The sequence below is a fragment of the Dysgonomonas sp. 511 genome (assembly GCF_010501105.1).
Lineage (GTDB): Bacteria > Bacteroidota > Bacteroidia > Bacteroidales > Dysgonomonadaceae > Dysgonomonas.
In genome coordinates, this window is sequence record NZ_QVMQ01000016.1 from 93,200 (window position 1) to 119,357 (window position 26,158).

General features: G+C 41.3%; 25 protein-coding genes. 8 read left to right on the forward strand and 17 right to left on the reverse strand.

What is annotated here, in order from left to right; all coding sequences use genetic code 11:
* Window position 1: 1 nt before the first annotated feature.
* From D0T57_RS09020 to D0T57_RS09075, 12 genes are all read right to left on the reverse strand, one after another.
* Window positions 2-724: a hypothetical protein gene (locus D0T57_RS09020; protein ID WP_163273052.1), complete on the reverse strand. Its 723-nt coding sequence runs from the start codon at window positions 722-724 to the stop codon at window positions 2-4.
* 5 nt (window positions 725-729) lie between these two features.
* The gene (locus D0T57_RS09025; protein ID WP_163273054.1) at window positions 730-1,455 is read right to left on the reverse strand and encodes a hypothetical protein; all 726 of its coding nucleotides are present in this window, start codon (window positions 1,453-1,455) and stop codon (window positions 730-732) included.
* The gene (gene hisC, locus D0T57_RS09030; RefSeq protein WP_163273056.1) at window positions 1,456-2,484 is read right to left on the reverse strand and encodes a histidinol-phosphate transaminase; all 1,029 of its coding nucleotides are present in this window, start codon (window positions 2,482-2,484) and stop codon (window positions 1,456-1,458) included. It abuts the gene before it with no gap.
* Window positions 2,485-2,512: 28 nt separating this feature from the next.
* Window positions 2,513-2,962: a cupin domain-containing protein gene (locus tag D0T57_RS09035; RefSeq protein ID WP_163273058.1), complete on the reverse strand. Its 450-nt coding sequence runs from the start codon at window positions 2,960-2,962 to the stop codon at window positions 2,513-2,515.
* A gap of 5 nt (window positions 2,963-2,967) precedes the next feature.
* The gene (locus D0T57_RS09040) at window positions 2,968-3,405 is read right to left on the reverse strand and encodes a GNAT family N-acetyltransferase (RefSeq protein WP_185154656.1); all 438 of its coding nucleotides are present in this window, start codon (window positions 3,403-3,405) and stop codon (window positions 2,968-2,970) included.
* Window positions 3,405-4,679, reverse strand: coding sequence for a histidinol dehydrogenase (gene hisD / locus D0T57_RS09045; RefSeq protein ID WP_163273062.1), 1,275 nt, complete (start codon window positions 4,677-4,679; stop codon window positions 3,405-3,407). Before hisD ends, D0T57_RS09040 begins: the two co-directional genes overlap by 1 nt.
* Window positions 4,680-4,682: 3 nt before the next feature.
* Window positions 4,683-5,210: a GNAT family N-acetyltransferase gene (locus D0T57_RS09050; RefSeq protein WP_163273064.1), complete on the reverse strand. Its 528-nt coding sequence runs from the start codon at window positions 5,208-5,210 to the stop codon at window positions 4,683-4,685.
* Window positions 5,207-6,061 carry an ATP phosphoribosyltransferase gene (gene hisG / locus D0T57_RS09055; protein ID WP_163273066.1) on the reverse strand — a complete coding sequence of 285 codons (855 nt, stop codon included), beginning with the start codon at window positions 6,059-6,061 and terminating at the stop codon, window positions 5,207-5,209. Before hisG ends, D0T57_RS09050 begins: the two co-directional genes overlap by 4 nt.
* Window positions 6,062-6,458: 397 nt before the next feature.
* Window positions 6,459-6,701, reverse strand: coding sequence for a hypothetical protein (locus tag D0T57_RS15855; protein ID WP_255490552.1), 243 nt, complete (start codon window positions 6,699-6,701; stop codon window positions 6,459-6,461).
* A gap of 13 nt (window positions 6,702-6,714) precedes the next feature.
* A complete protein-coding gene (locus tag D0T57_RS09065) occupies window positions 6,715-7,074 on the reverse strand; it encodes a hypothetical protein (RefSeq protein ID WP_163273068.1) in 360 nt (119 codons plus the stop codon).
* Window positions 7,075-7,146: 72 nt separating this feature from the next.
* Window positions 7,147-7,698 carry an RNA polymerase sigma factor gene (locus D0T57_RS09070; protein WP_163273070.1) on the reverse strand — a complete coding sequence of 184 codons (552 nt, stop codon included), beginning with the start codon at window positions 7,696-7,698 and terminating at the stop codon, window positions 7,147-7,149.
* A gap of 38 nt (window positions 7,699-7,736) precedes the next feature.
* Window positions 7,737-8,774 carry a tetratricopeptide repeat protein gene (locus D0T57_RS09075; protein WP_163273072.1) on the reverse strand — a complete coding sequence of 346 codons (1,038 nt, stop codon included), beginning with the start codon at window positions 8,772-8,774 and terminating at the stop codon, window positions 7,737-7,739.
* Between the two features lie 241 nt (window positions 8,775-9,015).
* Between D0T57_RS09075 and D0T57_RS09080 the strand changes: the two genes are divergently transcribed.
* Window positions 9,016-11,283: an aconitate hydratase gene (locus tag D0T57_RS09080; RefSeq protein ID WP_163273074.1), complete on the forward strand. Its 2,268-nt coding sequence runs from the start codon at window positions 9,016-9,018 to the stop codon at window positions 11,281-11,283.
* A 68-nt stretch (window positions 11,284-11,351) separates the two neighbouring features.
* On the opposite strand, the gene D0T57_RS09085 is transcribed toward D0T57_RS09080, so the two are convergent.
* The 3 genes from D0T57_RS09085 to D0T57_RS09095 all read right to left on the reverse strand — a co-directional run bounded on the left by D0T57_RS09085 (window position 11,352) and on the right by D0T57_RS09095 (window position 13,250).
* Entirely contained in the window at window positions 11,352-12,335 is a 984-nt protein-coding gene (locus D0T57_RS09085; RefSeq protein WP_163273076.1) for a beta-ketoacyl-ACP synthase III, read from the reverse strand.
* Window positions 12,336-12,409: 74 nt separating this feature from the next.
* Window positions 12,410-12,595 carry a 50S ribosomal protein L32 gene (rpmF, locus tag D0T57_RS09090; RefSeq protein WP_163273078.1) on the reverse strand — a complete coding sequence of 62 codons (186 nt, stop codon included), beginning with the start codon at window positions 12,593-12,595 and terminating at the stop codon, window positions 12,410-12,412.
* A gap of 85 nt (window positions 12,596-12,680) precedes the next feature.
* Window positions 12,681-13,250, reverse strand: a complete 570-nt coding sequence (locus D0T57_RS09095; RefSeq protein WP_163273080.1) for a DUF177 domain-containing protein — start codon at window positions 13,248-13,250, stop codon at window positions 12,681-12,683.
* Between the two features lie 250 nt (window positions 13,251-13,500).
* On the opposite strand from D0T57_RS09095, the gene D0T57_RS09100 reads away from it, so the two are divergent.
* From D0T57_RS09100 to D0T57_RS09130, 7 genes are all read left to right on the forward strand, one after another.
* Complete coding sequence (locus tag D0T57_RS09100) at window positions 13,501-14,514, forward strand: acyltransferase family protein (protein ID WP_163273082.1); 1,014 nt, start codon at window positions 13,501-13,503, stop codon at window positions 14,512-14,514.
* Window positions 14,515-14,601: 87 nt separating this feature from the next.
* Window positions 14,602-16,914: a cation-translocating P-type ATPase gene (locus D0T57_RS09105; RefSeq protein ID WP_163273084.1), complete on the forward strand. Its 2,313-nt coding sequence runs from the start codon at window positions 14,602-14,604 to the stop codon at window positions 16,912-16,914.
* A gap of 81 nt (window positions 16,915-16,995) precedes the next feature.
* Window positions 16,996-17,451, forward strand: a complete 456-nt coding sequence (gene smpB / locus D0T57_RS09110) for an SsrA-binding protein SmpB (RefSeq protein WP_163273086.1) — start codon at window positions 16,996-16,998, stop codon at window positions 17,449-17,451.
* Window positions 17,452-17,463: 12 nt separating this feature from the next.
* Window positions 17,464-18,873, forward strand: coding sequence for a DUF6056 family protein (locus D0T57_RS09115; protein ID WP_163273088.1), 1,410 nt, complete (start codon window positions 17,464-17,466; stop codon window positions 18,871-18,873).
* Entirely contained in the window at window positions 18,848-20,218 is a 1,371-nt protein-coding gene (locus D0T57_RS09120; protein ID WP_163273090.1) for a DUF6056 family protein, read from the forward strand. The genes D0T57_RS09115 and D0T57_RS09120 overlap by 26 nt, the downstream gene beginning before the upstream one ends.
* Complete coding sequence (gene metH, locus D0T57_RS09125) at window positions 20,215-23,907, forward strand: methionine synthase (protein ID WP_163273092.1); 3,693 nt, start codon at window positions 20,215-20,217, stop codon at window positions 23,905-23,907. The genes D0T57_RS09120 and metH overlap by 4 nt, the downstream gene beginning before the upstream one ends.
* A gap of 32 nt (window positions 23,908-23,939) precedes the next feature.
* Window positions 23,940-24,791: a metal ABC transporter permease gene (locus tag D0T57_RS09130; RefSeq protein WP_163273094.1), complete on the forward strand. Its 852-nt coding sequence runs from the start codon at window positions 23,940-23,942 to the stop codon at window positions 24,789-24,791.
* Here the strand turns inward: D0T57_RS09130 and D0T57_RS09135 are convergent.
* Complete coding sequence (locus tag D0T57_RS09135) at window positions 24,762-25,271, reverse strand: threonine/serine exporter family protein (protein WP_163273096.1); 510 nt, start codon at window positions 25,269-25,271, stop codon at window positions 24,762-24,764. The genes D0T57_RS09130 and D0T57_RS09135 overlap by 30 nt on opposite strands.
* An 11-nt stretch (window positions 25,272-25,282) precedes the next feature.
* Window positions 25,283-26,047: a threonine/serine exporter family protein gene (locus D0T57_RS09140; protein WP_163273105.1), complete on the reverse strand. Its 765-nt coding sequence runs from the start codon at window positions 26,045-26,047 to the stop codon at window positions 25,283-25,285.
* Window positions 26,048-26,158: the final 111 nt, after the last annotated feature.

The window sequence follows — 26,158 nt, forward strand, 5'->3', positions numbered from 1 at the left end:
CTTAATCGGTAGTAATAATACCCCTTTGTTTTATATCATAATCGAAATAGGTTATGTCAGGCCTATTATCTAAATAATAAGTATAATAGCCATTATATTTACTATTGCATACCCTTATAAAATACTCCTGCATATTGTATCCGGTAATAATATAAGTATCATTATCGAGCCAAAATGCAGCTTCGGCAAATTCGCTTGCACCCATCCACAATACCATATTGTCCGTCTTATCTTTTCTGTCAGTCAGGTAAATCTCCTGACAATCGTCGCCTCCTTCATAGTAGTATTTACCATCTTCCTTATTTCTGAATACACCGGAGGTTTCTCGTATGTTCAGGTATTTCTGCCTATTGGGAGAATAGTCGTAGAGAATAGGGTTGTAGACATTGTCAATAGCTTCGTCATACCCGCGATAATGTATGGATGCTGTGTCCGGTTCTACAGACGGATAAGAAGAAACATCTACCAAAACCCCTCTGAATGCATATATATCCAGTTTGTAGTATTTGAGCCATTTGCTGATGGCTGACTTTATTTTATCCGCATTTTTTTTATCTATAAGAGGCAACTCGGGATCGGGATCAACTTCTTTTTCCTTTAATGAAAGTTCATTTTCTTGCAATAAACCAGGTACTTCAAGTTTTACAAAGTCTTTATTAGCATTACTACATGATAATGAAGATATAAGAAAAGATAAAAAAACAAATAATATAATTCTATTCATAGCAGTCATTCATTTTCTGAATATATAGGGTCTTTCACACCCTTACGTTTACCATCGTAATAGAAGAATGAACCTGTATCGGGACGTGCATTTCCTTCTACTGCATATATCTTCTTATTTTCTTCTTCGGAATCATAAATAACAATACTGTATTCATTATCATAATTTGTAAGCAGGACAAACGAATTATTATTAATCCAGAATACCGCATCGCAAACGCCGGATGGCCCGGTAAACCACACTTGATATGCCTTTTGGGCTTTTATATCGTATAACCAGACTGCCTGATCGGGTTCTCCTCCAAATACAACAGTGCCCCTCTTTTCGTCGTAGCTTTCATAGTAATACATATCTATCAGCTTACTTCTGTCTGGCGAAAATGCATATAAATCCCGAAAAGGGTCTGCCTTTAGTTCATCTGGTGAAATCTCAATATCCTGAGTATAACAATTCTGCAAATAGAATACAGAGCTATCTGAAAGCGTAAAATCACTGATATCCAGACTGTAATACCTGAGCCATGCCTGAGCCTTTGGTTTTACTTTTGCTATAACATCGGCTGTAATAGGTATATCTACAGTTTCTATTTCTGTCGATTCTGCTTTTTGAATAAAAACAGAATCGATGATAGTAGATTTTTGAATATTATCTCCTGTTTGCTTCTCATTATTCCGGCAGGAGAATAAGAAAACAAATAGGAATAGGAACAAAGCCAATGCAAGATATTTCATTTACAATCCCAGTAAGGTATCAATCAATATTTTATTCTCCTCATCTGTTCCAACTGTAATACGCAAACACCCCGCGCAAAGCGATACTGAGTTTCGGTTGCGGACTATAACTCCCCTATCGGCCAGTTTCTTATACAATCCATTCGCATCATCCACTTTTGCCAATATAAAATTGGCATCGGTAGGATATATTTTTTCTACAAAAGGCAACTTTGCCAATTCTGCATTCAAATAATCGCGTCCTTTCAGCAATGTATCTACCCATTCTTTGCGAAGTGCTGCTTTATCGAGTTCTTCATTTACAAAATTTTGCGTAAGAATATTTACATTGTAAGGATATTTTACCTTGTTGAACAGCTTTATTATTTCGGGCGAGGCAAAAGCCATTCCCAGACGTACGGCAGCCAATCCCCATGCTTTGGAAAAAGTCTGCAAAACGACGAGGTTGGGATAGTTGCTTAATTCGTTGAGCCATGTAACTTCGGAGGCAAAGTCAATATAAGCTTCGTCGATCACAACAATGCCTTCGAAAGAATCCAGCACTTTCACTACCTCCGTCCTGTTCAACAGGTTGCCGGTAGGATTGTTGGGTGAACAAAGAAAGATAATTTTAGTATCCTCATCTGCCCTATCCAACAACGCCTGTGCATCGAGATCGAAATTTTCATTGAGCAGCACTTTCCTGTATTCCACATCGTTCACCTCTGCACATACCTGATACATACCATATGTGGGGTCGATGGCTACAATATTGTCGATACGCGGTTCGCAGAAAACACGGATAACCAGATCGATAGGCTCATCGCTACCATTACCCAGAAAAATATATTCGGGGGCTACACCTTTTATTTCCGCTATTTTTCCTTTCAAAGCCCATTGCAATGGATCGGGATAACGGTTATACCTATCGTTCAACGGATTTTCGTTTGCATCAAGGTAGACGGATGCCTCACCTTTAAATTCATCTCTGGCTGATGAATAAGGCTTCATATTCCATACGTTTTTGCGTACCAGTTGTTGTAGGTTCATTCTTTTAAACGACTTGATGTTTTTATTTTTATTCTTTCTCGAAAGTAGTAACTACAAATATAATCAAAGGCTCGTCGCCTGTATTGATAATCGAATGATAATTTCCTTCGCCTTGTATGGACGTCACATTTCCCTTTTTTATTTGGAATTTGCGGGTAATATTTTCCATACCTTCGCGTTCGATATATTCTCCCTGCCCATGTACTATTACATAAAGCTCCTGCTCTTTCTTGCCGAAATGTTCGTGAAAGCCCGCCTGATCCCCTTTGTTGAGCAATACCATATAAGTACCGATACGGTTGTTTACCAGTTCTCCTTTTTCGAATATGGAAAGCATATAAACTACGCCATTGCCATCGTACATCGGGTCGCGTTTTTCTACATCTATTACCCCACGTTGCGGTTTGCCAAAGGGAGTAAGGGTTATATCTACATATTGGGATACAATGTCTAATACTTGTTTTTTCTCGTTTTCCATCGTGTTTATATTAATCGTTTTATCATTTCATAATGAGGGATGCCGACTTCGGCAAATTGGTCACTCTCGATAGTATAACCATGATGCTTGTAAAAGTCGACCGCCACCTTGCGGGCATGGAGGTATAGATACTCAAACCCTCTTTCACTTGCTGTTTTTTCGGCAAATTGCAGCAATTCGGAACCTAAACCTTTCCCTTGATAGAAGTCATCTACAGCCATCTGGCGCAGCTGGACAGTGATGGAGGAAAGAGGCGTCAAAATACAGCAACCAACCATCTGTTCCGATTCGGGAAAATAGGCAGCCAGCAGGATGTCGTTTTTATCCCTGTCGAGATCGTCTTCCGAAAAAGTCAAGCCTAATGGCTTACGAAGAATCTTCGTTCGGAGTGCAACCATCTGGTCGTAGCCGGAAGACATATATCCGATTACTTTAAAATCCATCAATCTTTCAATCTTAATGTCACTGCATTTTTGTGCGCAAAAAGCTCTTCATTTTCCGCCATCACTTCGATAGCCGGCCCTAAATTACAAATACCCTCCTTTGTAATCTCCTGAAAGGTTATCTTTTTGACAAAACTATCGAGATTTACACCGCTATATGCTGTTGCATATCCATTTGTCGGCAGAGTATGGTTTGTGCCCGAAGCATAATCGCCGGCACTCTCCGGCGTATAATTACCTAGAAAGACAGAACCGGCATTCACTATTTGCTCTGCCAACTCCATATAGTCAGCCGTTTCTATTATCAGGTGCTCAGGTGCGTACTCGTTTGTTATATCTATTATTTCCTGCTTATCTTTCAACAAGATTAATTTGCTGTTCGACAGAGCCTTTTCAGCCATTTCCCTTCGCGGAAGCACTGCCAGTTGTTTTTCTATTTCAGCTTGAACATTCTTTATCAGTCCTTCGCTGGTAGTAGCCAATATCACCTGGCTGTCGGCACCATGCTCTGCCTGAGATAATAGATCTGCCGCTATAAATGCAGGATGAGCATTCTCATCGGCAATCACCTGTACTTCCGATGGTCCGGCAGGCATATCTATTGCCACATCTTTCAGGCTTACAAGCTGTTTGGCAGCCATCACATACTGATTGCCCGGCCCGAATATTTTATACACTTTCGGCATAAAGGCACCGTAAGCCATTGCTCCTATTGCCTGCACACCTCCCAGTTTAAATATCCTGTTCACTCCGGCAACCTTTGCGGCAAAAAGTATGGCAGGGTGTATTTTTCCTTCCCTGTTTGGTGGCGAACACAATATTATCTCCTTGCATCCGGCTATTTTTGCAGGGATAGCCAACATCAGCACTGTAGAAAAAAGCGGCGCAGTACCTCCAGGTATGTAAAGCCCTACTTTTTCTATAGCTACAACTTTTTGCCAACAAGTGACACCCGGCGTTGTTTCTATCTTCTTTGTTTCGAATATCTGGCTTTTATGGAACAACTCGATATTTGCTTTGGCTTTCAAAATTGCTTCTTTCAGTTCTGCCGAAACAAAAGACTCTGCTTCTGCTATTTCGTCCTGCGATACTGTAAAATCAGACAATTCGACTTTATCAAATTCAAGAGCATATTCCGAAACAGCAGCCTCGCCTCTGTTTTTGATATCTATAAGAATATCGTTTACCTTATCATAGAGCGACCTGACATCGAAGGTAGGGCGTTTGAGAATCGTAAGCCAGTCTTGGCGTCCGGGATATTTAATTACCTGCATATATTATTTATTATATTCCCTTTTCAACAAACTATAAACAATAATATCTGTATATACGTCATCCACAAGCAATTCGCCATCGCGTTCAATACCTTCTGACGTAAATCCCAGTTTTTCCGGAATACGGCGGCTTTTCTGGTTTCCTTCGGCCACTTTTATCTGGATGCGGTTCATACCCATTTCGGTAAAAGCATAATCTATCAGCTTTTCTACACAAGCGGTCATTATACCCTTACCCTGAGCAAATTGCGAAAGCCAATATCCTATTTCGAGCTTTTTGTTAAGCATATCAGTATCTTTGAAGCCTGTCAGCCCTACAAACTTTCCTTGATAGTAGATCGTAAATTGCTTATCTCCTGTTTCCAATACATAATTTACAAAGTTGGCAGTATCTTCTTCCTCGCGCGTGGAATCGACAAAAGGAAGCCATTCGCGCATATATTCCCGCTCTGTATTTATTGTGTTGAAAATCTTAAATATATCGTCTATCGACAGGGGATTCAACACAATGTCGTCTGTAACCTGTATCATAATATCATCTTTTCTATTGGTAATACAATTATGCCCTCGGCGCCCAAGCTTTTCAGTTTGCTGATTATTTCCCAGAAACGTTTATCGTCAATTACCGACTGCACCGAGCACCAGCCTTTTGTGGCCAAGGGTGTTATAGTAGGACTACGCATTCCGGGCAAAACGTCTATTATTTCGTCAATCCTGTCTTCGGGCGCATTCAAAAGTACATATTTTTTGTCAGTTGCAGTTTGTACAGCTTCTATTCTGAATATAAGTTCATCTAAAATAGCTTTTTTATCATCCGATAACTCTTTATTGGCAATCAACAAAGCTTCCGACTGCATGGCTATCTCCACTTCTTTCAGTCGGTTGCTCACCAATGTACCGCCGGAGCTTACAATATCGAAAATAGCATCCGACAAGCCAATACTTGGCGAAATTTCTACCGAACCGCTTATTATATGAATTTCCGAATTTACTCCCTTTTCTTTCAAATATTTACCAAGAATATGGGGGTAAGAAGTTGCTATTTTTTTCCCTTCGAACCATTTTACATTATCATATTTCTCATCTTTGGGGATGGCTAGCGACAGGCGGCATTTGCTGAACCCTAGACGCTTGACAATACAAGCATCCTCATCCTTTTCTACATATTCGTTTTCGCCCACTATACCAATATCGGCTACCCCTGTGGCTACTGCCTGAGGGATATCGTCATCGCGAAGGAACAGCATTTCTACCGGAAAATCCTTGGCCGGGATAAGCAATGTACGCTTTTTGTTATTTAATTTTATACCGGCTTCGCCGAGAAGCTCCATCGATTCTTCAAATAAACGTCCTTTAGACTGAACTGCGATTCTTAGTGTCATAGTGTGTATATGTTTAAGTTTTTTTGTTGCAAAAAATAAGAGCTTACCATTATTGGCAAGCTCTTTTATATTTCTGTCATAACATCACATCAATACCTGTTACTTACCATTGGCAGTAATATATAAATGATGGTGATGTAGGTTATTAGTCATAATTAATCTCTTTACAGAAACAAAAGTATATATTTTTTACAATAAAACAAACTTTATGTAAACATTTTACCAAATTATTTCTTCGGATGATTTTTTCTATGCTCTTGCAGCATCTTCTCCTTAAATTTGAGATCGGCAGTTCTATACTTTTCTATTTTATGTGCGGGCAATACTTCTGCAAATTTCCTGTAATATTCTATCTGTAGCTGCGATCCCCGTTGTTCCGATTCCAGATTAAGCTGCGTTATACGCTGATAATCGGCATCCGGGCATTCCGGTTTACTTCATACTTTTTTTGTGTAAATTCAGCTTCCAGTGGCAAGAAATTCTTGGCTTCCTCTTCGGTCAGGCTCAGTTCTTTTTTCAGAAACTCGGCCTTCTCTTTTCTTATTTTCTCAATATCAAAGCCCGGTCCATGCCTCCTTTGTGCCGAAAGGGAAACTGCAAGACACATGAGTAGCAGCAATAATATATTTTTCGATTTCATATATAAGTTTTGTTTAGTTACTACTATAAAGCAAGTCTTTATATCTGGCTCTTGTCACTTCTTCTTCGAGGAATGCGTAATAGTATTCCTCATCGTCGGAATAGGCCATACCTTGAGAGATTACCGAATCGGGCTGTGCCGCGGCAATATCAGGGCTCGTTGTCGAAGTTGCATCGAAGACACCTGTTAGGAAAAGAACCCCGATAAATGCTGCTGCAACCGCTGTCCACGGGGCAAGCTTTTTCCACAATGGCACAACCTTCCTTCTTTCTTCTTTTGCCGGAAGCTTATCCATTATCTCAAGATTAAAGTCCCGGAAATAGTTTTCAGGCACTTTAAACGGATTCTTATTTTTATCAATATCATTCAACATAGTTACACACTTTTCTTAATACTAGCTTATTTTATCACGTCTATTATATAGACTCTAAATATACAAAAAGGTTTAATTCTGAGCGGCTAAAAATTCTTCTATTTTTTTCACTGCGTGGTGATAAGAGGCTTTTAATGCGCCAACCGATGTATCGAGTATCTCCGACATTTGCTCATATTTCATCTCGTCGAAATATTTCAGGTTAAATACGATCCTTTGTTTTTCGGGTAAAGTAAGTATGGCCTTTTGTAGTTTCATCTGTGCTTCATCTCCATCGAAAAACTCATCGCCTTCGAGTTTCGATACCAAAAACGTATCTGCATCGTCCAATGATACATTATTGGCCGAGCGTTGCCTGTTCAAGAAAGATATAGCTTCGTTAATAGCAATACGGTACAGCCATGTAGACAACTTGGAGTCGCCACGGAAATTATCTATGCTCGTCCATACTTTGATAAAGGTGTTCTGCAATACGTCGTTGGCATCATCGTGGCTCAAAACTATTTTTCGTATCTGCCAATAGAGAGGTTCACTGAATTCTTTCACCAACACGGAAAATCCCTGCCTCTGTGTATCAGGATTTTGAAGCTGTCCTATCAATTTACTCTCTGTATCTTGTTGCATTATTTTCTATTGTATCTCTCTGTTTTATATCATTATACCTATTTGACATTATCTGTTTCGTCACCGAAATAGGCATCTTCTTCGCTTCCATTTTGTCCGTTTTCGAACCAATCGATAAAATTGTCTACCTGCGTTTTATTTTTCTCCCACCAGCTTAGCGATTCGGGGAAATACGAAACGCTCACATATCTACAATATGTTTCGAAATGTCCCGAACCTAAAATTTCGTCGAACGTAGGAACGAAAAACAGCCAGAAAAGACTGCCTTGCGTATTGTCCTGAAATTGTCCGAATGTAAAAAATATAGACTTGGATACTTCTTCAAAGAATTTATATTGAATCTTATCGTCCGTAGCCTTTGGTCTTTTGGTCTTTATCAGGTCATATATCCTTTTTCGGTCGATGCCTTCCTCTTGGGTCAGTTTATCGGGAGCTTCCTCCAAACTGGCATTCAAAATATCCATCATTTCGGCGAAGGCATCCTTCGAGCGTGCTGTATTCGGCTCCAGCAACAGGAAGAAATGGAAAGAATAAAAGCTTTGCACCCAACGCCCCATATCGTTCAGCGCATAGGCATATAGCAAGAAAGCACTGGAATGTGTAGCGTCTATCTGTATGGCCTGCCTCAGATGCCTTACCGCCATCCGGTTCTCTTTCTTGTTGAAATAGCTTAATCCCAGATTAAAGTGGAGAAGGTATTCATCGCCACAACGGTCGAGTGCTTCGTTCAATAGCTTTATCGCATCGTTGTATTTACCCTGATTGGCATAAGCTGTACTTTTTACAATATAGGCATCCATCAGCAACAATGGAAAATTGGCAGAGATAACCCGCGAACTAAACCTTATGGCATTCTCGTAATCCTTGAGATGAAGATAAGATAGCGACATTTCGTAAACGGCCGACATAGACGACGGATTTACCTCCAATGCCTGCTTATAGAGGTCTATTGCATCTTTATAGCGTCCTTTATCGTGTAGGGCGACACCTTCCCTTATCAGTTTTTCCGACGAAGTTTGTGCATTTGCTGTTAAAGTTGCAAGTGATAGGAACAGAATGAGTATATATTTCTCCATGTAAAAAATCATTTTAAACACAAAAGTAAAAAAATACTGTCAAATAGAACCTTTTATTTTCAATGTATGTTCTAAATCTTAGACTTTTTTATAAACTAAGAGTTTAACGGCCTAAGCCTAGTATGACTGCATTTATTGTATAAATAACTTCACACATCCCACAAAAGGACTATTATTGAAACAATTTTACTACTTTTGCCAATAAATAAGAACAAAATAAAACAAAAACATACATATATAAATGAAAAATAAAACTTTTGACATAGATATAATTAAAAAATTCTATAGTACATATCCATCGAAAATAGACAGTATCCGCAAAACGCTCAATCGCCCGTTGACGCTTAGCGAAAAGATACTGTATGCCCATCTGGCAACCGGTGAAGAAATAAAAGATTACAAACGGGTAGTAGATTATGTAAACTTTGCACCCGACAGGGTAGCCATGCAGGATGCAACTGCGCAAATGGCATTGTTGCAACTGATGAACTCGGGACGGACAACAGTAGCAGTACCGTCTACCGTGCATTGCGACCACCTGATACAAGCCTATAAGTCGGCTCAGGAAGATCTGAATACAGCCAATGTAACTAATAAAGAAGTATATGACTTTCTGAGTGAAGTATCTAATAAATATGGTATCGGATTCTGGAAACCGGGGGCAGGGATCATACATCAGGTAGTTTTAGAAAATTATGCTTTCCCCGGAGGAATGATGATAGGCACAGACTCGCACACCCCAAACGCCGGAGGGCTGGGTATGGTAGCCATAGGTGTAGGAGGTGCCGACGCCGTTGACGTGATGGCCGGCATGCCGTGGGAACTGAAGATGCCGAAACTGATAGGGGTAAAGCTGACCGGTAAATTATCGGGATGGGCTGCACCCAAAGATGTTATTTTAAAGCTTGCCGGCATATTGACAGTAAAAGGTGGAACAAATGCCATTATAGAATACTTTGGTGAGGGAACCGAATCTATTTCGGCCACAGGCAAAGCCACTATTTGTAATATGGGGGCAGAAGTAGGTGCTACAACATCTATATTCCCTTACGACAAAAAATCGTCGGAATACCTAAAAATAACAGGACGTGAAGATGTGGCTGAAATAGCAGATTCTTTAATCACCCATTTGCAACCGGATGGCGAAACGGTTGATAATCCCGGAAAATATTTTGACGAAGTAATAGAGATAAACCTCTCGGAACTGGAGCCTTATGTAAATGGGCCTTTTACCCCTGATGCAGCACACCCGATCTCCGAATTTGCAAAAATAGTAGCAGAAAAAGGATATCCGAGGCAAATGGAAGTAGGATTGATCGGTTCGTGTACCAATTCTTCCTACGAGGATTTATCGCGGGCTGTATCTATTGTAAAAGATGCCAAAGAAAAAAACATAAAGGTAAAAGCTCAATTCATAATCAACCCGGGATCGGAACAGGTACGATATACAGCCGAACGGGATGACATACTTCCGGCCTTCGAAGAAGCTGGTGCTACCATTATGGCGAATGCCTGCGGCCCGTGTATCGGACAATGGAAGCGTGAAACAGAAAACCCGGATCGTCCCAATTCGATAGTAACTTCGTTCAACCGCAACTTTGCGAAACGTAACGATGGCAATCCTAATACGCATGCTTTCGTGACCTCTCCTGAAATTGTAGCAGCATTGAGTATCGCAGGAGACTTATGCTTCAACCCGATAACAGACGCTCTTGTGAACGAAAAAGGGGAAAAAGTGAAACTGCAAGAACCTGTAGGTTACGAACTCCCTCCAAACGGATATGACATGGAAGACGCTGGTTACCTAGCGCCTGACAATGGGTCGCAAATCGAAATAAAAATAGCCCCGGATTCGCAACGCCTGCAAGAATTGAAACCTTTTCCGGCATGGGATGGAAAAGATATCGAGGGGCAACCTTTGTTGATAAAAGTAAAGGGCAAATGTACGACCGACCATATTTCGATGGCAGGCCCATGGCTGCGTTTCCGCGGGCACCTGGATAATATATCCGACAATATGCTGATCGGGGCAGTAAATGCTTTTAATGATAATACGAATAGTGTACTCGATCCTGAGACAAAAGAATATAGTGCCGTACCGAAACTTGCGAGGAAGTTTAAAAGCGAAGGAAAAGGTTCGGTTGTCGTAGCCGAAGAAAATTATGGGGAAGGATCGTCGCGCGAGCATGCTGCTATGGAGCCCCGTTTCCTGAATGTGAAAGCAATTATCGTGAAATCGTTTGCGCGAATACACGAAACGAATCTAAAGAAACAAGGGATGCTTGCTCTTACTTTCGCCGATAAAAAGGATTATGACAAAGTACGTGAAGATGACAAGATAAGTATCCTGGGATTGGCTGGCTTTACTCCGGGCAAAAACCTGACGATAGAGCTTACCCACAGTGACGGCACAAAAGAATCGTTCGATGTTGCACACACATACAACGAAATACAGATAGAGTGGTTTAAGGCAGGAAGTGCCCTTAACTATATGAAAAACAGATCGTAAAAATCTAACAGACAAAAAAAAGGATGATTTTCGAAATCATCCTTTTTTTGCATTTATCTAAAATCGTGTTAATAAGCCCATTTCAAATATACAGCACCCCAGGTAAAACCAGCTCCGAATGCTGTTAATATGATATTGTCTCCTTTTTTCAATTGAGATTCCCATTCATACAAACACATAGGAATAGTACCGGCACTGGTATTTCCATATTTTTGGATATTCACCATCACCTTTTCGGAAGATAGTCCCATACGGTTGCCTACGGCTTCGATAATCCGGATATTAGCCTGATGGGGAACCAACCATGATACGGTGTCTTTTGTAAGGTGGTTGCGTTCCATTATCTCTACCGACACATCAGCCATTTTAGACACAGCATGCTTGAACACAACTTGTCCTTCCTGATACACATAGTGCATATCGTTATCCACAGTTTCGTGCGATGCCGGATATACCGAACCACCTCCATGCATATGTAGGTGAGGAATACCAACACCATCGACATGCAGGATAGAATCTATAATACCAACATCCTCTGTAGTAGGCTCCAGCATTGCAGCTCCTACAGCATCGCCAAAAAGAGGGCATGTGGTGCGGTCTTTATAGTTGGTTATAGCAGTCATTTTATCACCTGCTACTACCAATACTTTTTTATAGTTTCCTGATTTCACAAAGTTAGAACCGATTTCCAGTCCATATATGAAACCTGAACACGCGGCTTGTATATCGAAGCCAAGTGCATTTTTTATTCCGCAAGCCTCGGCTGTCATTGCCGCTGTAGAAGGGAATATATAGTCTGGCGTAGTAGTTGCAAATATTATCACCTCAACCTCTTCGGGTTTGGTATTCGTTTTTCTCAGCACATCGCTTACAGCTTCTTTGGCCATTACCGATGTACCCAGATGTTCGCCTTTGAGCACTCGTCGCTCTTTGATACCTACACGGGTCATTATCCATTCGTCGGTAGTATCTACTATCTTTGCCAGTTCTGCATTGGTTAGCACATCTTCGGGAGCATATGCACTTATACCTGTAATTGCAGCTCTAATCATTTTATTCCGGGTTATGTGTGTGTATTAATAAAAAAAATGCCCTATCGGGGTAGGGCTTATAGAGTCTGGATTAATTAAACCGCAGCCTCTTTCTCTATAGCTAATTTACCTCTGTAGTATCCACATTCAGGGCAAACTGTATGAAATACATGCCAAGATCCGCAGTTTGAGCATACAGCCAATGTAGGTGCTACTGCTTTGTCGTGAGTTCTTCTTTTTGCTGTTCTAGCTTTCGACTGTCTTCGTTTAGGATGTGCCATTTTTCGTTATTATTATTTAATTATTTCTATTTTATCAGGTTCTCAACCAAACCTTTCGTCCTATTCTTTTTTCTATTTATTATGCTTAGTCTTCGTCCGAAGATGCTACTTCTTTCAAGGCATCCCATCTTGGATCGGAGAAAGACGAATCATCTTCCAATTCTTCTTCGTTATCATCCTCCTCGTCATCACTACTCTTCGCCCTGTGCTTGTTCAGCTTCGACGACATAGCCTTATTGCAAGTACCCGGAGGATGTACTTTTTTGGCAGGCAGGCTCAATACGATAAACTCGTATAAGAACCATGCTATGTTTATTTCCCCGTCATCTTCGGGAATGATTACTATTTCATCGCTTTCTTCGGAATATTCTTTCCCGAACTTCACTATCAATTTGTTCTTTACTTCTACAGGCATAGATATATCATCCAGACACCTGTCGCATGGTACACGTACATCTCCTTTAATGTCGAAATTCAACTCAAAAGTCACCGATGTCTTTTTCAATGACACCATAGCTTCCAGGTTTCCTTTTTTTACATCGGCTGTACCATCATCAATAAGAGCAAAATACTTATCATCCAGATTGTATTTAAACTCATGCTTACCTTCCGAAAGACTTCTTAAAGTTATATTGTACAGACTAAATTTTGCCATGTTTTCATTATAAACAAAAGAACGGCTGCAAATGTACAAAGTTTTTTTGAATTACTAAACAAATGATTCAAAAGTATTAAAGCGATTTATGTGAAAATATCAAGATATGGCGGAAAATAAAAATTGAAATAGTATATTTGAATTGTTTTTCAGTGCCCAGTCGTAATGATCGGCCAACAAAGCTTCTGGTTGAATTTCATTCTGGCAAACCGGCAACTGTCCACAGGACATAAAACTTGTAACTAAAAAAATGCAGAAAAACAGGGATTTATTTGCTGATTTTATAAAAGGCCTGCTCATTATATCTGTCGTTTTTGGACATATCATCCAACACATAAAGTATAGCGACGGAGCATTTTGGGACGATTATATTTTCAAATCCATGTGGATGTTCAATATGCCGCTTTTTGTGGGCATAAGCGGATATTTTACTTTCTTTTCGCTTCGGAGAAAAACGGCAGCTACATTTCTGAAAGAACGCATATTATACCTCTTTATACCCTTGTTTATCTGGTCTATGATAATGGGATGCGTGGGACTGATACCGTCGTGGGAAAGCATAGCGGACAAGTTATTCTACATGTATGCTACACTCATTTCCTCCTACTGGTTTATATGGGCTATACTGATAAGCTCGGTTATCATCGGCATCCTAAAACTACTTAGCATCGACAACAAATATATAGTAGCACTTGCAGGAATACTTTCGATGCTTATACCCTCCCCCTTTACCAATGCCGTCCTTGCCTTTTCGAAAGATATGGTATGCTTTTTTATACTGGGGTATATACTGGCATCCTTCGACCTCAATAAGATTTATACCTTTTGCAAAAAATATATACTGGCGATAGTCGTTTTAACAGCTATATGTTTCTTCTTCTGGGATAAAAAGTACCTTATATATTTCAATCCGGCAGATATATTTCATTTAGACATTGGCATATTCCGCCTGATGGTAGCTATTGTGTCGTCTACATGCTTCCTCGTTGTTTCGCGTATGATATACGATTATATCCCCAAAGGAGTGATAGTAAATAAAATTGCAGAGTTCGGACAAGAAACCCTGGGCATTTACCTTGTTCATGCCGTATTCCTTTTTGCCTATTATACATATTTCAAAATACAGGAAACATCCACAACACCGGCAATATTATACCTGATACCGGCGATTCTTGCCATATGGGTTATTTGCTTGTTGATAAAGCAAATTGAAAAATCTTCAATTCTCGCATTTTTACTTTTAGGCAAAAAAAAGAAGAAATAATTTTATCTACTTCTTCTTGTCGAACGCATAAAGTTTATGTAACTTTACTTATTGTTTTATTTAGAATCAATCTAAAGTAATAAAGTGATGAATAAACAAAAAAAAGCTATAAATACAGGAAAAAGTATATTATACAACCCCTCACCTCAAACATCGCCTGTCAACATCGGCACTATAGCTCCCCTTGAGGGAAAAAGCATTAAAGCCGATTTTCCCGTCACGGGCATGTCTTGCGCATCCTGCGTAGCCCATGTGCAGTCTACCCTAAGTAAGCAGCCCGGGGTAACCAATGCAACTGTCAATCTCGCAAATTCTACTGCTTATGTAGAATACCTGCCAACGGTAGCTTCACCCGAAAAACTCAAAAAGGCCGTTCAGGATGCGGGATACGACCTCATCATAGAAGAAAAAGACGAGGATGAGATAGAAACCATTCGCAACGAGCATTTAGAGCAGTTGAAACGCAACTGTATCTTATCCTTGATATTTGGAATACCATTGGTCGTTATAGCGATGCTTTTCCACACCATACCGTACGCCAATTATATAATGTGGGCATTAGCCACGCCGATAGTCCTTATTTTTGGGCGGCAATTTTTCATAAATGCATGGAAGCAACTGAAACATCGCTCGTCCAACATGGACACACTGGTAGCATTAAGCACGGGCGTTTCGTATATTTTCAGTGTATTCAATACATTGTTTCCAGCTTTCTGGCTAGATAAAGGGTTAGAACCGCATGTATATTTCGAAGTATCGGGAGTTGTCATCGCTTTTGTTCTCTTAGGCCGCTACCTGGAAGACAGGGCAAAGCGAAGCACAACATCTGCAATAAAGCAACTAATCGGATTACAACCCAAAACGGCAACAGTCTTCAAAAACGGCAATTTAGAGGAAATAGCAATCAAAGAGATCAAAGTTGGGGATGAAATCGTTGTAAAACCCGGAGAAAAAATTGCAGTAGACGGCAATATTGTTAAAGGGAGTTCTTTTATCGACGAAAGTATGATAAATGGAGAGCCTTTGGCTGTAGAGAAAACCGTAGGAGCAAAAGTTTTTGCCGGAACAATAAATCAAACAGGAAGCTTTCATTTCACAGCCCAAAAGGTAGGGAAAGACACTATACTGGGACAAATTATAAAAATGGTGCAAGAAGCGCAGGGAAGCCAGGCACCGATACAAAAAACAGTGGATAAGATTTCAAGCATCTTTGTCCCAGTCATTTGCATCCTGGCATTGATTACATTCTTTTCTTGGTTGATATTTGCCGGAAGCAATGGGTTTACACAGGGGCTATTATCTATGGTCGCCGTATTGGTAATCGCCTGCCCATGCGCCTTAGGATTGGCAACCCCGACAGCTATAATGGTAGGCATAGGCAAAGGTGCAGCCAATGGAATACTGATAAAAGGTGCAGAAGCTCTCGAAAAGGCACAGAAGCTTACAGCCATCGTATTGGACAAAACAGGCACTATAACCGAAGGCAAGCCACATGTAACCAATCTGAAATGGTTATCGCCACCCACTACCGGGCTCATCAATATTTTGTATTCTGCCGAAATATATTCAGAGCATCCATTAGGTGATGCGATAAAGAATTACCTGAAAAATGATGCCCTATTGATACAAGGCATCAATGTGGCCTCTCTGACCGGAAGAGGTATTGTCGCATCATTCAACCATAAGGATTATTATATCGGCAACAAAAAACTGCTGGAAGAAAATCATATATCAATACCAAACGAGATAGACGACTATATAAAACAAGAAACACAGAAAGCCAACAGTATCGCATTGTTTGCCGACTCGGAGAATATCCTTGCTGTTATTTCGATTGCTGATACTGTCAAAGCATCTTCTGTTTCAGCTATTCAAAAACTACAAAATTCGGGGTTAGAAGTATATATGCTGACCGGCGACGGGCAACTCTCTGCCGAAAGCATCGCACAGCAAGTCAATATCCCGAAAGAAAATATAAAAGCAGGTGTATTGCCTGCCGAAAAAACAACTTTCGTTAAAAAATTGCAGGAAAAAGGGAATGTTGTAGCAATGGTGGGCGATGGCATCAACGATAGCGGAGCACTGGCGGTAGCCGACATAAGCATTGCTATGGGCAAAGGCAGCGATATAGCTATGGACGTAGCACAAGTAACCATAATATCTTCCGACCTGGATAAGCTGTATCAGGCAATAAAACTATCGAAAGAAACGGTAAAGACAATCAGGCAAAACTTATTCTGGGCATTCATTTACAATCTGATAGGCATCCCTATTGCTGCCGGGCTGCTGTATCCCTTCAATGGCTTCCTGCTCAATCCGATGATTGCAGGTGCGGCCATGGCTCTCAGTTCTGTAAGTGTGGTAACGAACAGTCTCTTGTTGAAAATGAAAAAGATATAATAGCTACAGTTAAAAATGTCTTTTGATTTTTGTACTTTTGCATGATATATAATCGCGAACACTTTTTTAATGTAGTTATTTGTGAATCAGTCAAACATCAATATAAAAAATAAGAGGGCCAGTTTCGACTACGAATTTGTCGAAACATTTACAGCCGGAATTGTACTTACTGGAACCGAAATAAAGTCCATACGATTGGGTAAAGCCAGCCTTGTAGACACCTTTTGCATATTCGAAAAAGATGAATTATGGGTACGCAATATGTACATCGCCGAATACTTTTACGGCTCGTACAACAACCATGCTGCCCGTCGCGACCGCAAACTCTTACTGAATAAGAAAGAACTGCGAAAAATGCAACGTATGGTGAAGGAAACAGGTTATACAATAGTGCCTACTCGCATATTCCTCAACGAAAGAGGATTGGCCAAAGTAAATATAGCCGTTGCGCGAGGCAAGAAGCAATACGACAAACGCCAGTCGTTGCGCGAAAAAGATGACAAGCGCGCAATGGACAGGGCAATGAAAGAAAGATAAACAGACAGTATAGTGAATAAAGATATTGGCTCTGATATAAAATGGAATAAAAAAACGGTCAAAACAACTTTGCTCTTTTTGCTAGTTGTTTTGGCTGGTGTTTTTTTCTATATATTGAATGTCCTCTACCCTGCCTATCTCGACGATTGGTATTATTCTTTCAACTTTGGATTAAGCTACGAACGGATAAGTAGCTTTTATGACATTATAAACAGTCAATACCAGCATTATTTCGAATGGGGTGGAAGATCTGTTGTACACTCTATTGCTCATTTGCTGCTTTGGGTTGGCGAACCTTGGAATAATATACTGAACACTGTCGCTTATCTGGCTTTGGTAATGCTGATATATACCATCGCTAATCAAAAAAAGGAAGCTAGACCATTACTTTTCCTGCTTATAAACATATTGATATGGTTTACTCTACCGGCTTTTTCTCAAAACTTGCTTTGGATAACCGGGAGCGCCAACTACCTATGGGGAAGCCTCATTGTTTTCGCTATTATCTCTTTCTATGTTTCATATTACCTAAATAGCAATATGAGGGATAACATTATCCGGAAAATAAGCTTCTTCTTTCTTGGCATCTTTGCCGGATGGACTAACGAAAATATGTCTGTTGCTTTGATTTTCTTCATCATAGCTATAATCTTATTGCTAAAGTTACAAAAAAAGCCAATTCCCCGCTGGATGTTTTTCGGACTTATCGGTGCTATTATTGGCACAATATTGCTATTAGCCGCACCGGGAAACCATATCAGGGCACAACAAGAATTTGTAGCCATACACAACATGCAAGGAGCGTCCCTCTCCTATTATTTCTACAGGTTGGTTACTGTAACCAGAATGGCTCGCATTCATCTATCCTACCCCATACTTCTATATATCATCCTCTTAGGAATATACATATATAAAAACAGGAAACAACAGAAAAAAGAAATAATCTATCTGTCTGTCTTATTTTTCATTACATCTTTGGTTGCAACAGCAGCAATGGCAGGCTCTCCATCATTTCCGGGAAGGGCATGGTTCGGAATAATAATGCTTATGCTGACGGCCATTGCTATCTTATTTGCTAATATAGATTTCTCTTCTTTTGGCAAGTTGAAGATCCCCTACTATCTTGCCTTTTTGGTTGCAGGGGTATTATTCATCCTTTCCTGCCAAATGAATTATATAGAACTGAAGCATTTCAGCGAAACTTGTAAAAGAAGGGAACGGCTGATTGATGAAAAAATAAAAAAAGGAGAAGAAGATATTATTATCAATGACAAAATATTTGTAGCCGGAGACTCAAGATTAATCATTTTGAACCTATACGACTGGCTGATAGACGACCCGGAACATTGGTCGAAACTTTATGGCAGATATAAAAACGTAAAAACTATAAAAATATATGACTCCTCCCCAAAAGAACAGTAAGCCGAAGTCAGAAAAAACTATATACAAGCCTGTTGTACTATCTATCCTTCTGCTATGTATTTTTTCTTTAGCGTACCTGTTAAACAAGTTGTATCCGCTATATTCTGACGACTGGACATATATTTATAGCAATAGCACCTCTGTTTTGTCTCAAATTTTCGACCGTCTGTATCAGCAATACTTTGAATGGGGAGGACGTTCGGTAGTCCATAGTATAGCCCATCTTCTATCATGGGCCGGAGTAGCAATAAGCGATATCGTAAATAGTATAGCATTTGCCCTATTAACATTCCTTATCTACCGTATCTGCAACAAGACAAACAATACCAATACATTGCTTTTCGCGGTATTAAGCCTGTCTTTTTGGTTGCTATTACCTGTTTTTAGCTGTACAATATTATGGCTTGTAGGAGCAGCCAATTATCTATGGGGGACAATTATTGTCATTTCCTTTCTTTATTTTTATTACAACTACTATATTTCTGATAAAGAATATAAAGGGATATTTTACCCTTTCATCTTCTTTATCTTTGGCATTATAGCCGGATGGACAAATGAGAATATGTTTATTGCCGAGTTTTTCTTTATCATCTGTACCTTCTTATTCCTGTGGTTTCAGAATAAGAAGATTCCCCTATGGGCTGTGTGCGGACTCATTGGCATAATCATAGGAGGGGCAACGATGATTCTTGCGCCCGGCAACTATGTCCGTTCAGAACAGGTGGGAGAAATCCTCGGGCTGGCCGATAAATCCCTGTTCGAAAACATTATCTATCGTATATTGAAAGCGGGATACCGTTATAGCATATATATATTGCCTACCACATTATTATACATTCTCCTTTTTTATATCTATCGCAAGCAGCAAAATGGCAAAGGAAGAAAATTGCTGAACGGCTCTCTACTCTTCTTCCTTTCGGGACATATAGCCTGGATGGCAATGATGGCTTCCCCTATATTCCCTCCCCGCGCAGCATTCGGAATCGTCACTTTTATATTTATAGGCTGCGGGATATTATATGCAAATATACATTTTGAAAATAAAAAAGCCAGATATATCAACAGAATTATTATCGGTATCATTACAATTGTATTTGCGTCAAATTACATATACGATTATCTGAATATCAGCTACCTTTCCGAAAGATTCAAAGAAAGAGAAGAATATGTAATATCAGAGAAACGAAAAGGGAATAAGACCATTATATTTAAAGAAGAAATAATACTACCAGTCAAATATGATTTTGAAGACTTGTCCGATAAACCGGATTATTGGCTAAATAAACAGTATGCCGCCTTCTACGTCATCGATTCGGTAAAAGTTTTAAAACAAAGCAGAAAATGAATAAAATACAAAATATACTTAAAGACCGGATCCTGATTCTCGACGGAGCAATGGGCACTATGATCCAACGTTATAGGCTCATTGAAGACGACTTCCGTGGAGAACGGTTCAAGGATTCCATTACCTTGCTGAAAGGAAATAATGACCTCTTGTGCCTTACTCGTCCCGATGTAATAGAAGCCATACACCGCGAATATCTGGATGCCGGAGCCGACATCATCGAAACAAATACATTCAATGCCAATGCCATATCTATGGAAGACTATAATATGGCCGGTTTGGTAAAGGAAATAAACATAGAAGCTACCCGAATAGCCCGCAAAGCCGCAGACGAATATACAAAGGCTAATCCTGCAAAACCCCGCTTTGTAGCAGGCTCGATAGGCCCGACAAACAAAACCGCTTCGATGAGCCCCAAGGTCGAAAATCCGATCTTCCGTGCAGTGACATTCGATGATCTTTATTCCGCTTACAAAGAACAGATCGAAGGCCTTGCAGACGGCGGAGTCGACCTGTTGCTCATAGAAACCATATTCGATACACTGAATGCCAAAGCAGCCATATTTGCTGCCGATGAGGTACGCAAAGAGCGCAATATAGACCTGCCAATCATGCTTTCGGTTACACTTTCCGATAAAGGGGGGCGTACACTATCGGGACAGACAATTGGCGGATTCCTTGCATCGGTAAGCCATACTGAGTTACTATCTATCGGGCTGAATTGCTCTTTTGGAGCATCGGACATGAAACCTTTCCTGAAAGAATTGGGGCAACTGACACCGACCTACGTATCTGCATACCCTAATGCCGGATTGCCAAACCAGTTTGGAGAATACGACGAAACACCGGAAATAATGGCGGGGCAAATCAAAGAATACATAGACGAAAGCCTTGTCAACATTATTGGCGGTTGTTGTGGTACAACCCCTGCCCATATAGCCAAATATGCTGAACTGATAAAAAATGCCATCCCTCACCAAGCCGCTTCAAAACCGCAATATATGTGGTTGTCGGGATTGGAATTGCTGGAAGCGAAACCTGAAATCAACTTTATAAATATAGGCGAACGGCTCAATGTCGCCGGTTCGCGCAAGTTCTTACGTCTGATAAAGGAGCAAAAATACGAAGAAGCCCTCTCCATAGCCCACAAACAGGTAGAAGACGGGGCACAAGTATTAGACGTAAACATGGACGAAGGATTATTGGATGGGGTAAAGGAAATGACAACGTTCCTCAACCTGATGGCATCCGACCCCGACGTATCCCGCATACCTGTAATGATAGACTCCTCTAAGTGGGAAGTATTGGAAGCCGGGCTGAAATGTGTGCAGGGCAAGCCTATTGTAAACTCCATTTCGCTAAAAGGTGGTGAAGATGAATTTCTGCGTCAGGCACGCCTTATCAGGCAATATGGTGCGGCTGTTATCATTATGGCATTCGACGAAACCGGGCAGGCCGATACCTTTGCCCGTCGTATCGCGATATGCGAAAGAGCATATAAACTACTTGTAAACGATGGTTTCGATCCGTTAGATATAATATTCGACCCTAACGTGTTAGCCATTGCTACGGGAATAGAAGAACACCGAAACTATGCCGTCGACTTCCTCGATACAATAGTATGGATAAAGAAGAACCTGCCTCATGCTAAAATCAGCGGAGGTGTGAGTAACCTGTCTTTTTCTTTCCGCGGCAACGATTATATCCGCGAAGCCATGCATGCTGTATTTCTCTATTATGCCATTCAGAGGGGAATGGATATGGGGATTGTCAATCCGGGCCAATCTGTTGTCTACGATGACATCCAACCCGATTTGAGGAACCTGCTCGAAGATGTGATATTCAACCGCAGACCCGAAGCTACCGACGAGCTTATCGAATATGCAGAAAAGATAAAGAACGAAAAGAGCGGGGAAACCGAGCAGAAGATAGAAGAATGGCGCACCTACTCTCTCGAAGAACGTATCCAGTATGCGCTGATCAAAGGAATTAGCGACTATCTGGAAGAAGACCTTGCAGAAGCATTGAATGCCTATCCCAAGGCCGTAGATATTATAGATAAGCCGTTGATGGATGGCATGAATAAAGTAGGCGACCTATTCGGTTCGGGCAAAATGTTCCTGCCTCAGGTAGTGAAAACAGCCAGAACGATGAAACGTGCTGTAGCCATCCTCGAACCTACATTAGAGGCTCAAAAAGCATCCTCATCGGGAAACAATAAGGCGGGGAAACTACTGATAGCTACTGTAAAGGGCGATGTACATGATATAGGTAAGAATATAGTTTCTATCATTCTGGCTTGCAACAATTACGAGGTGATAGACCTCGGGGTTATGACACCGCCCGAAGTCATTATACAGAAAGTGAGGGAAGAACAACCCGACATCCTTTGCCTGAGCGGGCTTATCACTCCATCGCTCGAAGAGATGAGCATCGTAGCCCATGAAATGGAAAAAGCCGGCTTCTCAATACCCCTGATGATTGGCGGGGCTACAACATCGAAGCTTCATACAGCCATAAAGATAGACCCTAAATATAATAACGGTTCTGTGGTCTATGTAAAAGATGCTTCGCAAGCTCCGGCTGCTGTAGCCAAACTAATCAACCCGAATACGAGGGAAGAATACATAGGCGAGATTAAACAGGAATACGCTGCCCTGAGGGAAAACTCGGTGGACAAAAAGGCTGACCTGTTACCTTTATCGGAGATACTGGATAAGGGTATGAATATAGATTGGGCTGATTATAAGACTCCAACACCAAAATCCGAGGGGCGTCAGGTATTGAGAAACATCCCTATTGAAACCATCGCGCCTTTCATCGACTGGAAGTTCTTCTTCCATTCCTGGAATCTTTCTGCCCGTTACGCATCCGTACAAAACATAGACGACTGCCCTTCCTGCAAGGCAAACTGGCTAAACACCTTCCCCGAAGAAGAAAGGGAAAAGGCTGAAGAAGGCATGAAGCTATATAAAGATGCAAAGGCATTGCTCGATGAACTGATTTACAATAAAGCCCAATACATAAACGCCGTATTTGGTATATTCGAGGCATACAGCGACAACGAGTCTATCTATATCAACAACGTTTGCTTCCCAATGCTTCGCCAGCAGAAGAAGAACGATAAGGGCGTTTATCTTTCTCTTTGCGACTTTGTTGCACCTAAGTCATCAGGCAAGAAAGACTATGTTGCAGGCTTCACCGTTACAGCAGGGATAGGAGCAAACCAACTGATGAGCGAACTGGAAAGGCAAGGTGAAGAATATAAAGTCTTGCTTTTGAAATCTGTATTAGACCGCTTGGCTGAAGCTACGACCGAATGGCTGCATGCCAGAATCAGACGCGAATACTGGGGTTTTGCACCCAATGAGAACATATCGGCAAACGAAATGTTTGCCCTCAAATATCAAGGTATCCGCCCGGCTGTAGGCTATCCTTCCATTCCCGACCAGTCTATCAACTTCTTGTTGAATAACGACTTGTTGCAATCGGGAGAAATAGGAATCGACCTCACCGAGAATGGTGTAATGGTTCCCAACGCATCGGTAAGCGGCATCATTATTTCGCATCCCCAATCCAGGTACTTCAATATCGGCAATATCCTCGAAGACCAGGCAGAAGCTTATATTGAAAGGCGGGGCGAAGATGCAGACCTTATCCGCAAATTCCTCGGAGCCAACCTTATTTAAGATGAACCGACAACTATCGTAAAACGAAACCTATGGAATTCCTAGAGCTATTCTCATATACCTTCTTCCAAAACGCTCTGCTGGGCTGCCTGTTTGCCAGTATAGCCTGCGGCATCATCGGCTCATATGTAGTCGTACGCCGCCTGGTATTCATTAGCGGAGGCATTACCCATGCTTCGCTCGGAGGGATAGGGATGGGCATCTACTTCGGATGGAACCCTATATTTGCGGCAATGGCTTTTTCCATACTTTCCGCCTTCGGCATAGAATGGCTATCGTCGCGGCAAGGAGTGCGCGAAGACTCTGCTATCGGCTCCCTATGGTCGCTGGGTATGGCAATCGGTATAATATTCATCTACCTCAAACCGGGATTTGCACCCAACCTGTCGGATTACCTGTTCGGCAACATACTTACCATTACCGGAAGCGACATCATCTATCTGGCTATCTTATCGGTGATCCTTATTGCAGTATTTGCCCTGTTTGGGAAGCAGATATTGTTCACTGCTTTCGATCCCGATTTTGCCAAAACCCGCAATCTGGCTGTACGTACCATCAAATACACCATGATGATGTTTATAGCCATTACCATTGTTCTATCCATCCGTCTGGTAGGTATCGTACTGTTGATGTCTATACTCACCATTCCGCAAATGACAGCCAACCTGTTTACTTCCAATTTTACCAAAATGATCGTCCTTTCCATCATAATAGGATTCACCGGATGTGTTGCAGGCTTATTCCTGTCGGCAATACTCGATGTCCCTTCGGGAGTATTCATTATATTCACTCAGATAGTAGTATTCCTTATAGCACGCCTGATAGTGAAAAGAAGACAAAGAAGAGAATACAAGCTATCCTCTGCCAATAATATCCCTGAATGATATATTCTTGACGCTCGACTTGCGAAACAGTAATGCCCCTATACAGATGCCGATAGCCAATGCAAACAGCAACGACATGGTAAGCATCAGGTTGTGGGACATATCCAAAAGCAATTGCGGATTTTTATCTATAGACGATGTATCTGTAAGCTTTATGCCTGCCAGCATGGTACGGTACGCAAACATACCCGGTATCATTGTAATACAGGCCGGCATGGTAAATACCACAGGGGGGCTATCGACCCAATGTGCAACCCATATTCCCGCCAAACCGATAAACACCGAACCCGCCAGAGTAGCCGTAATCAGCCCGGCATCGAACTGTATCAGCACAAAGCGGATGCAATGCCCCAATCCACCCATCAGCCCGGCAACCCAGAGCAACCGCCGTGGCGAACCAAAAAGGATAGCCCAACAAAAGCCTATAACAAAGGCTATTCCAAAGTCGCGAAGTATATCCAAAACTGTTATATCTATCATTGCACCCATGTTTAAAAGTTGCCGATACCCATCAGGGTAATACATAATGTCATACCCGCAGCAATGGATAGGAGGATGAATCCTCCGAATAATGCCCTATTGATTGCAGACGATAGGTATCCTTCTATCAGGTCGATAACACAGTTAATCAAAGGTACGCCCGGTATCAGGTAAAGCACCGCCGTAGCCATTGCCGCCTCAGGATGCGAACCGACGTTGTGCAACCATCCAAGCCCGGAGATCAACGTTGTAGTAAAAGCTGCCATCGAGATACACAACATCGGGTTGAAATTCTTCTTCGTCAAGAAGCTCCTCAGCAGGAAACCGAAGAAAGCGGCAATAAATGTAATACCTGCATTCACTAAATCTCCACCCGAAAACAGGCAAAGCCCTGCACACGACAGCCCGACAGCAACGGCTATTGTCAGGTTATTGTAGCTTTTCTTATCCTTGATAGCCGAAAACTGCCGCTCTACATATTCGATAGGCAAGTTTTCGTCCTGTACCTTCCACGAAAGATGAGACACCTCGGTAAGTACGGTCAAATGCACATTGTGCGACGGCGACGACTTATAACAAGTAACAGTATTATTCAGGTTTTCTTTATCGACAACTGTAACCAGCAACCCGCTGAATGTAGGGCTAAGATGCACATCGAATCCCCAAGTAACCGCCAAACGGCCGATATTACTGTTCAGACGGCCGCAATGGGCACCCGAAGCCAGTAAATACGTCCCAATATCAAGTATTAGGTCGGCAAAGCGCTGTGCAGGTATGGTGTATTTATTATTATTGCTGTCCGGTAAAACTTTTTAGCCTACAAATACTTAGGGCTGCTTCCATTTGGTGGATTCAGCCCTAAGTAGTTATTTAGAAGTCTGCAAACA

Bases quoted from the DNA above. Each gene is read 5' to 3' on its own strand.
- rpmF (WP_163273078.1), bottom strand. From the start codon at position 12,595: ATGGCACATCCTAAACGAAGACAGTCGAAAGCTAGAACAGCAAAAAGA.
- D0T57_RS09085 (WP_163273076.1), bottom strand. From the start codon at position 12,335: ATGATTAGAGCTGCAATTACAGGTATAAGTGCATATGCTCCCGAAGAT.
- D0T57_RS09050 (WP_163273064.1), bottom strand. From the start codon at position 5,210: ATGATACAGGTTACAGACGACATTGTGTTGAATCCCCTGTCGATAGAC.
- D0T57_RS09020 (WP_163273052.1), bottom strand. From the start codon at position 724: ATGAATAGAATTATATTATTTGTTTTTTTATCTTTTCTTATATCTTCA.
- D0T57_RS09135 (WP_163273096.1), bottom strand. From the start codon at position 25,271: ATGATAGATATAACAGTTTTGGATATACTTCGCGACTTTGGAATAGCC.
- D0T57_RS09035 (WP_163273058.1), bottom strand. From the start codon at position 2,962: ATGGAAAACGAGAAAAAACAAGTATTAGACATTGTATCCCAATATGTA.
- hisG (WP_163273066.1), bottom strand. From the start codon at position 6,061: ATGACACTAAGAATCGCAGTTCAGTCTAAAGGACGTTTATTTGAAGAA.
- D0T57_RS09040 (WP_185154656.1), bottom strand. From the start codon at position 3,405: ATGGATTTTAAAGTAATCGGATATATGTCTTCCGGCTACGACCAGATG.
- D0T57_RS15855 (WP_255490552.1), bottom strand. From the start codon at position 6,701: ATGAAATCGAAAAATATATTATTGCTGCTACTCATGTGTCTTGCAGTT.
- D0T57_RS09100 (WP_163273082.1), top strand. From the start codon at position 13,501: ATGCAGAAAAACAGGGATTTATTTGCTGATTTTATAAAAGGCCTGCTC.
- D0T57_RS09105 (WP_163273084.1), top strand. From the start codon at position 14,602: ATGAATAAACAAAAAAAAGCTATAAATACAGGAAAAAGTATATTATAC.
- D0T57_RS09075 (WP_163273072.1), bottom strand. From the start codon at position 8,774: ATGGAGAAATATATACTCATTCTGTTCCTATCACTTGCAACTTTAACA.
- D0T57_RS09080 (WP_163273074.1), top strand. From the start codon at position 9,016: ATGAAAAATAAAACTTTTGACATAGATATAATTAAAAAATTCTATAGT.
- hisC (WP_163273056.1), bottom strand. From the start codon at position 2,484: ATGAACCTACAACAACTGGTACGCAAAAACGTATGGAATATGAAGCCT.
- D0T57_RS09070 (WP_163273070.1), bottom strand. From the start codon at position 7,698: ATGCAACAAGATACAGAGAGTAAATTGATAGGACAGCTTCAAAATCCT.
- hisD (WP_163273062.1), bottom strand. From the start codon at position 4,679: ATGCAGGTAATTAAATATCCCGGACGCCAAGACTGGCTTACGATTCTC.
- D0T57_RS09025 (WP_163273054.1), bottom strand. From the start codon at position 1,455: ATGAAATATCTTGCATTGGCTTTGTTCCTATTCCTATTTGTTTTCTTA.
- D0T57_RS09095 (WP_163273080.1), bottom strand. From the start codon at position 13,250: ATGGCAAAATTTAGTCTGTACAATATAACTTTAAGAAGTCTTTCGGAA.
- metH (WP_163273092.1), top strand. From the start codon at position 20,215: ATGAATAAAATACAAAATATACTTAAAGACCGGATCCTGATTCTCGAC.
- D0T57_RS09120 (WP_163273090.1), top strand. From the start codon at position 18,848: ATGACTCCTCCCCAAAAGAACAGTAAGCCGAAGTCAGAAAAAACTATA.
- D0T57_RS09130 (WP_163273094.1), top strand. From the start codon at position 23,940: ATGGAATTCCTAGAGCTATTCTCATATACCTTCTTCCAAAACGCTCTG.
- D0T57_RS09065 (WP_163273068.1), bottom strand. From the start codon at position 7,074: ATGTTGAATGATATTGATAAAAATAAGAATCCGTTTAAAGTGCCTGAA.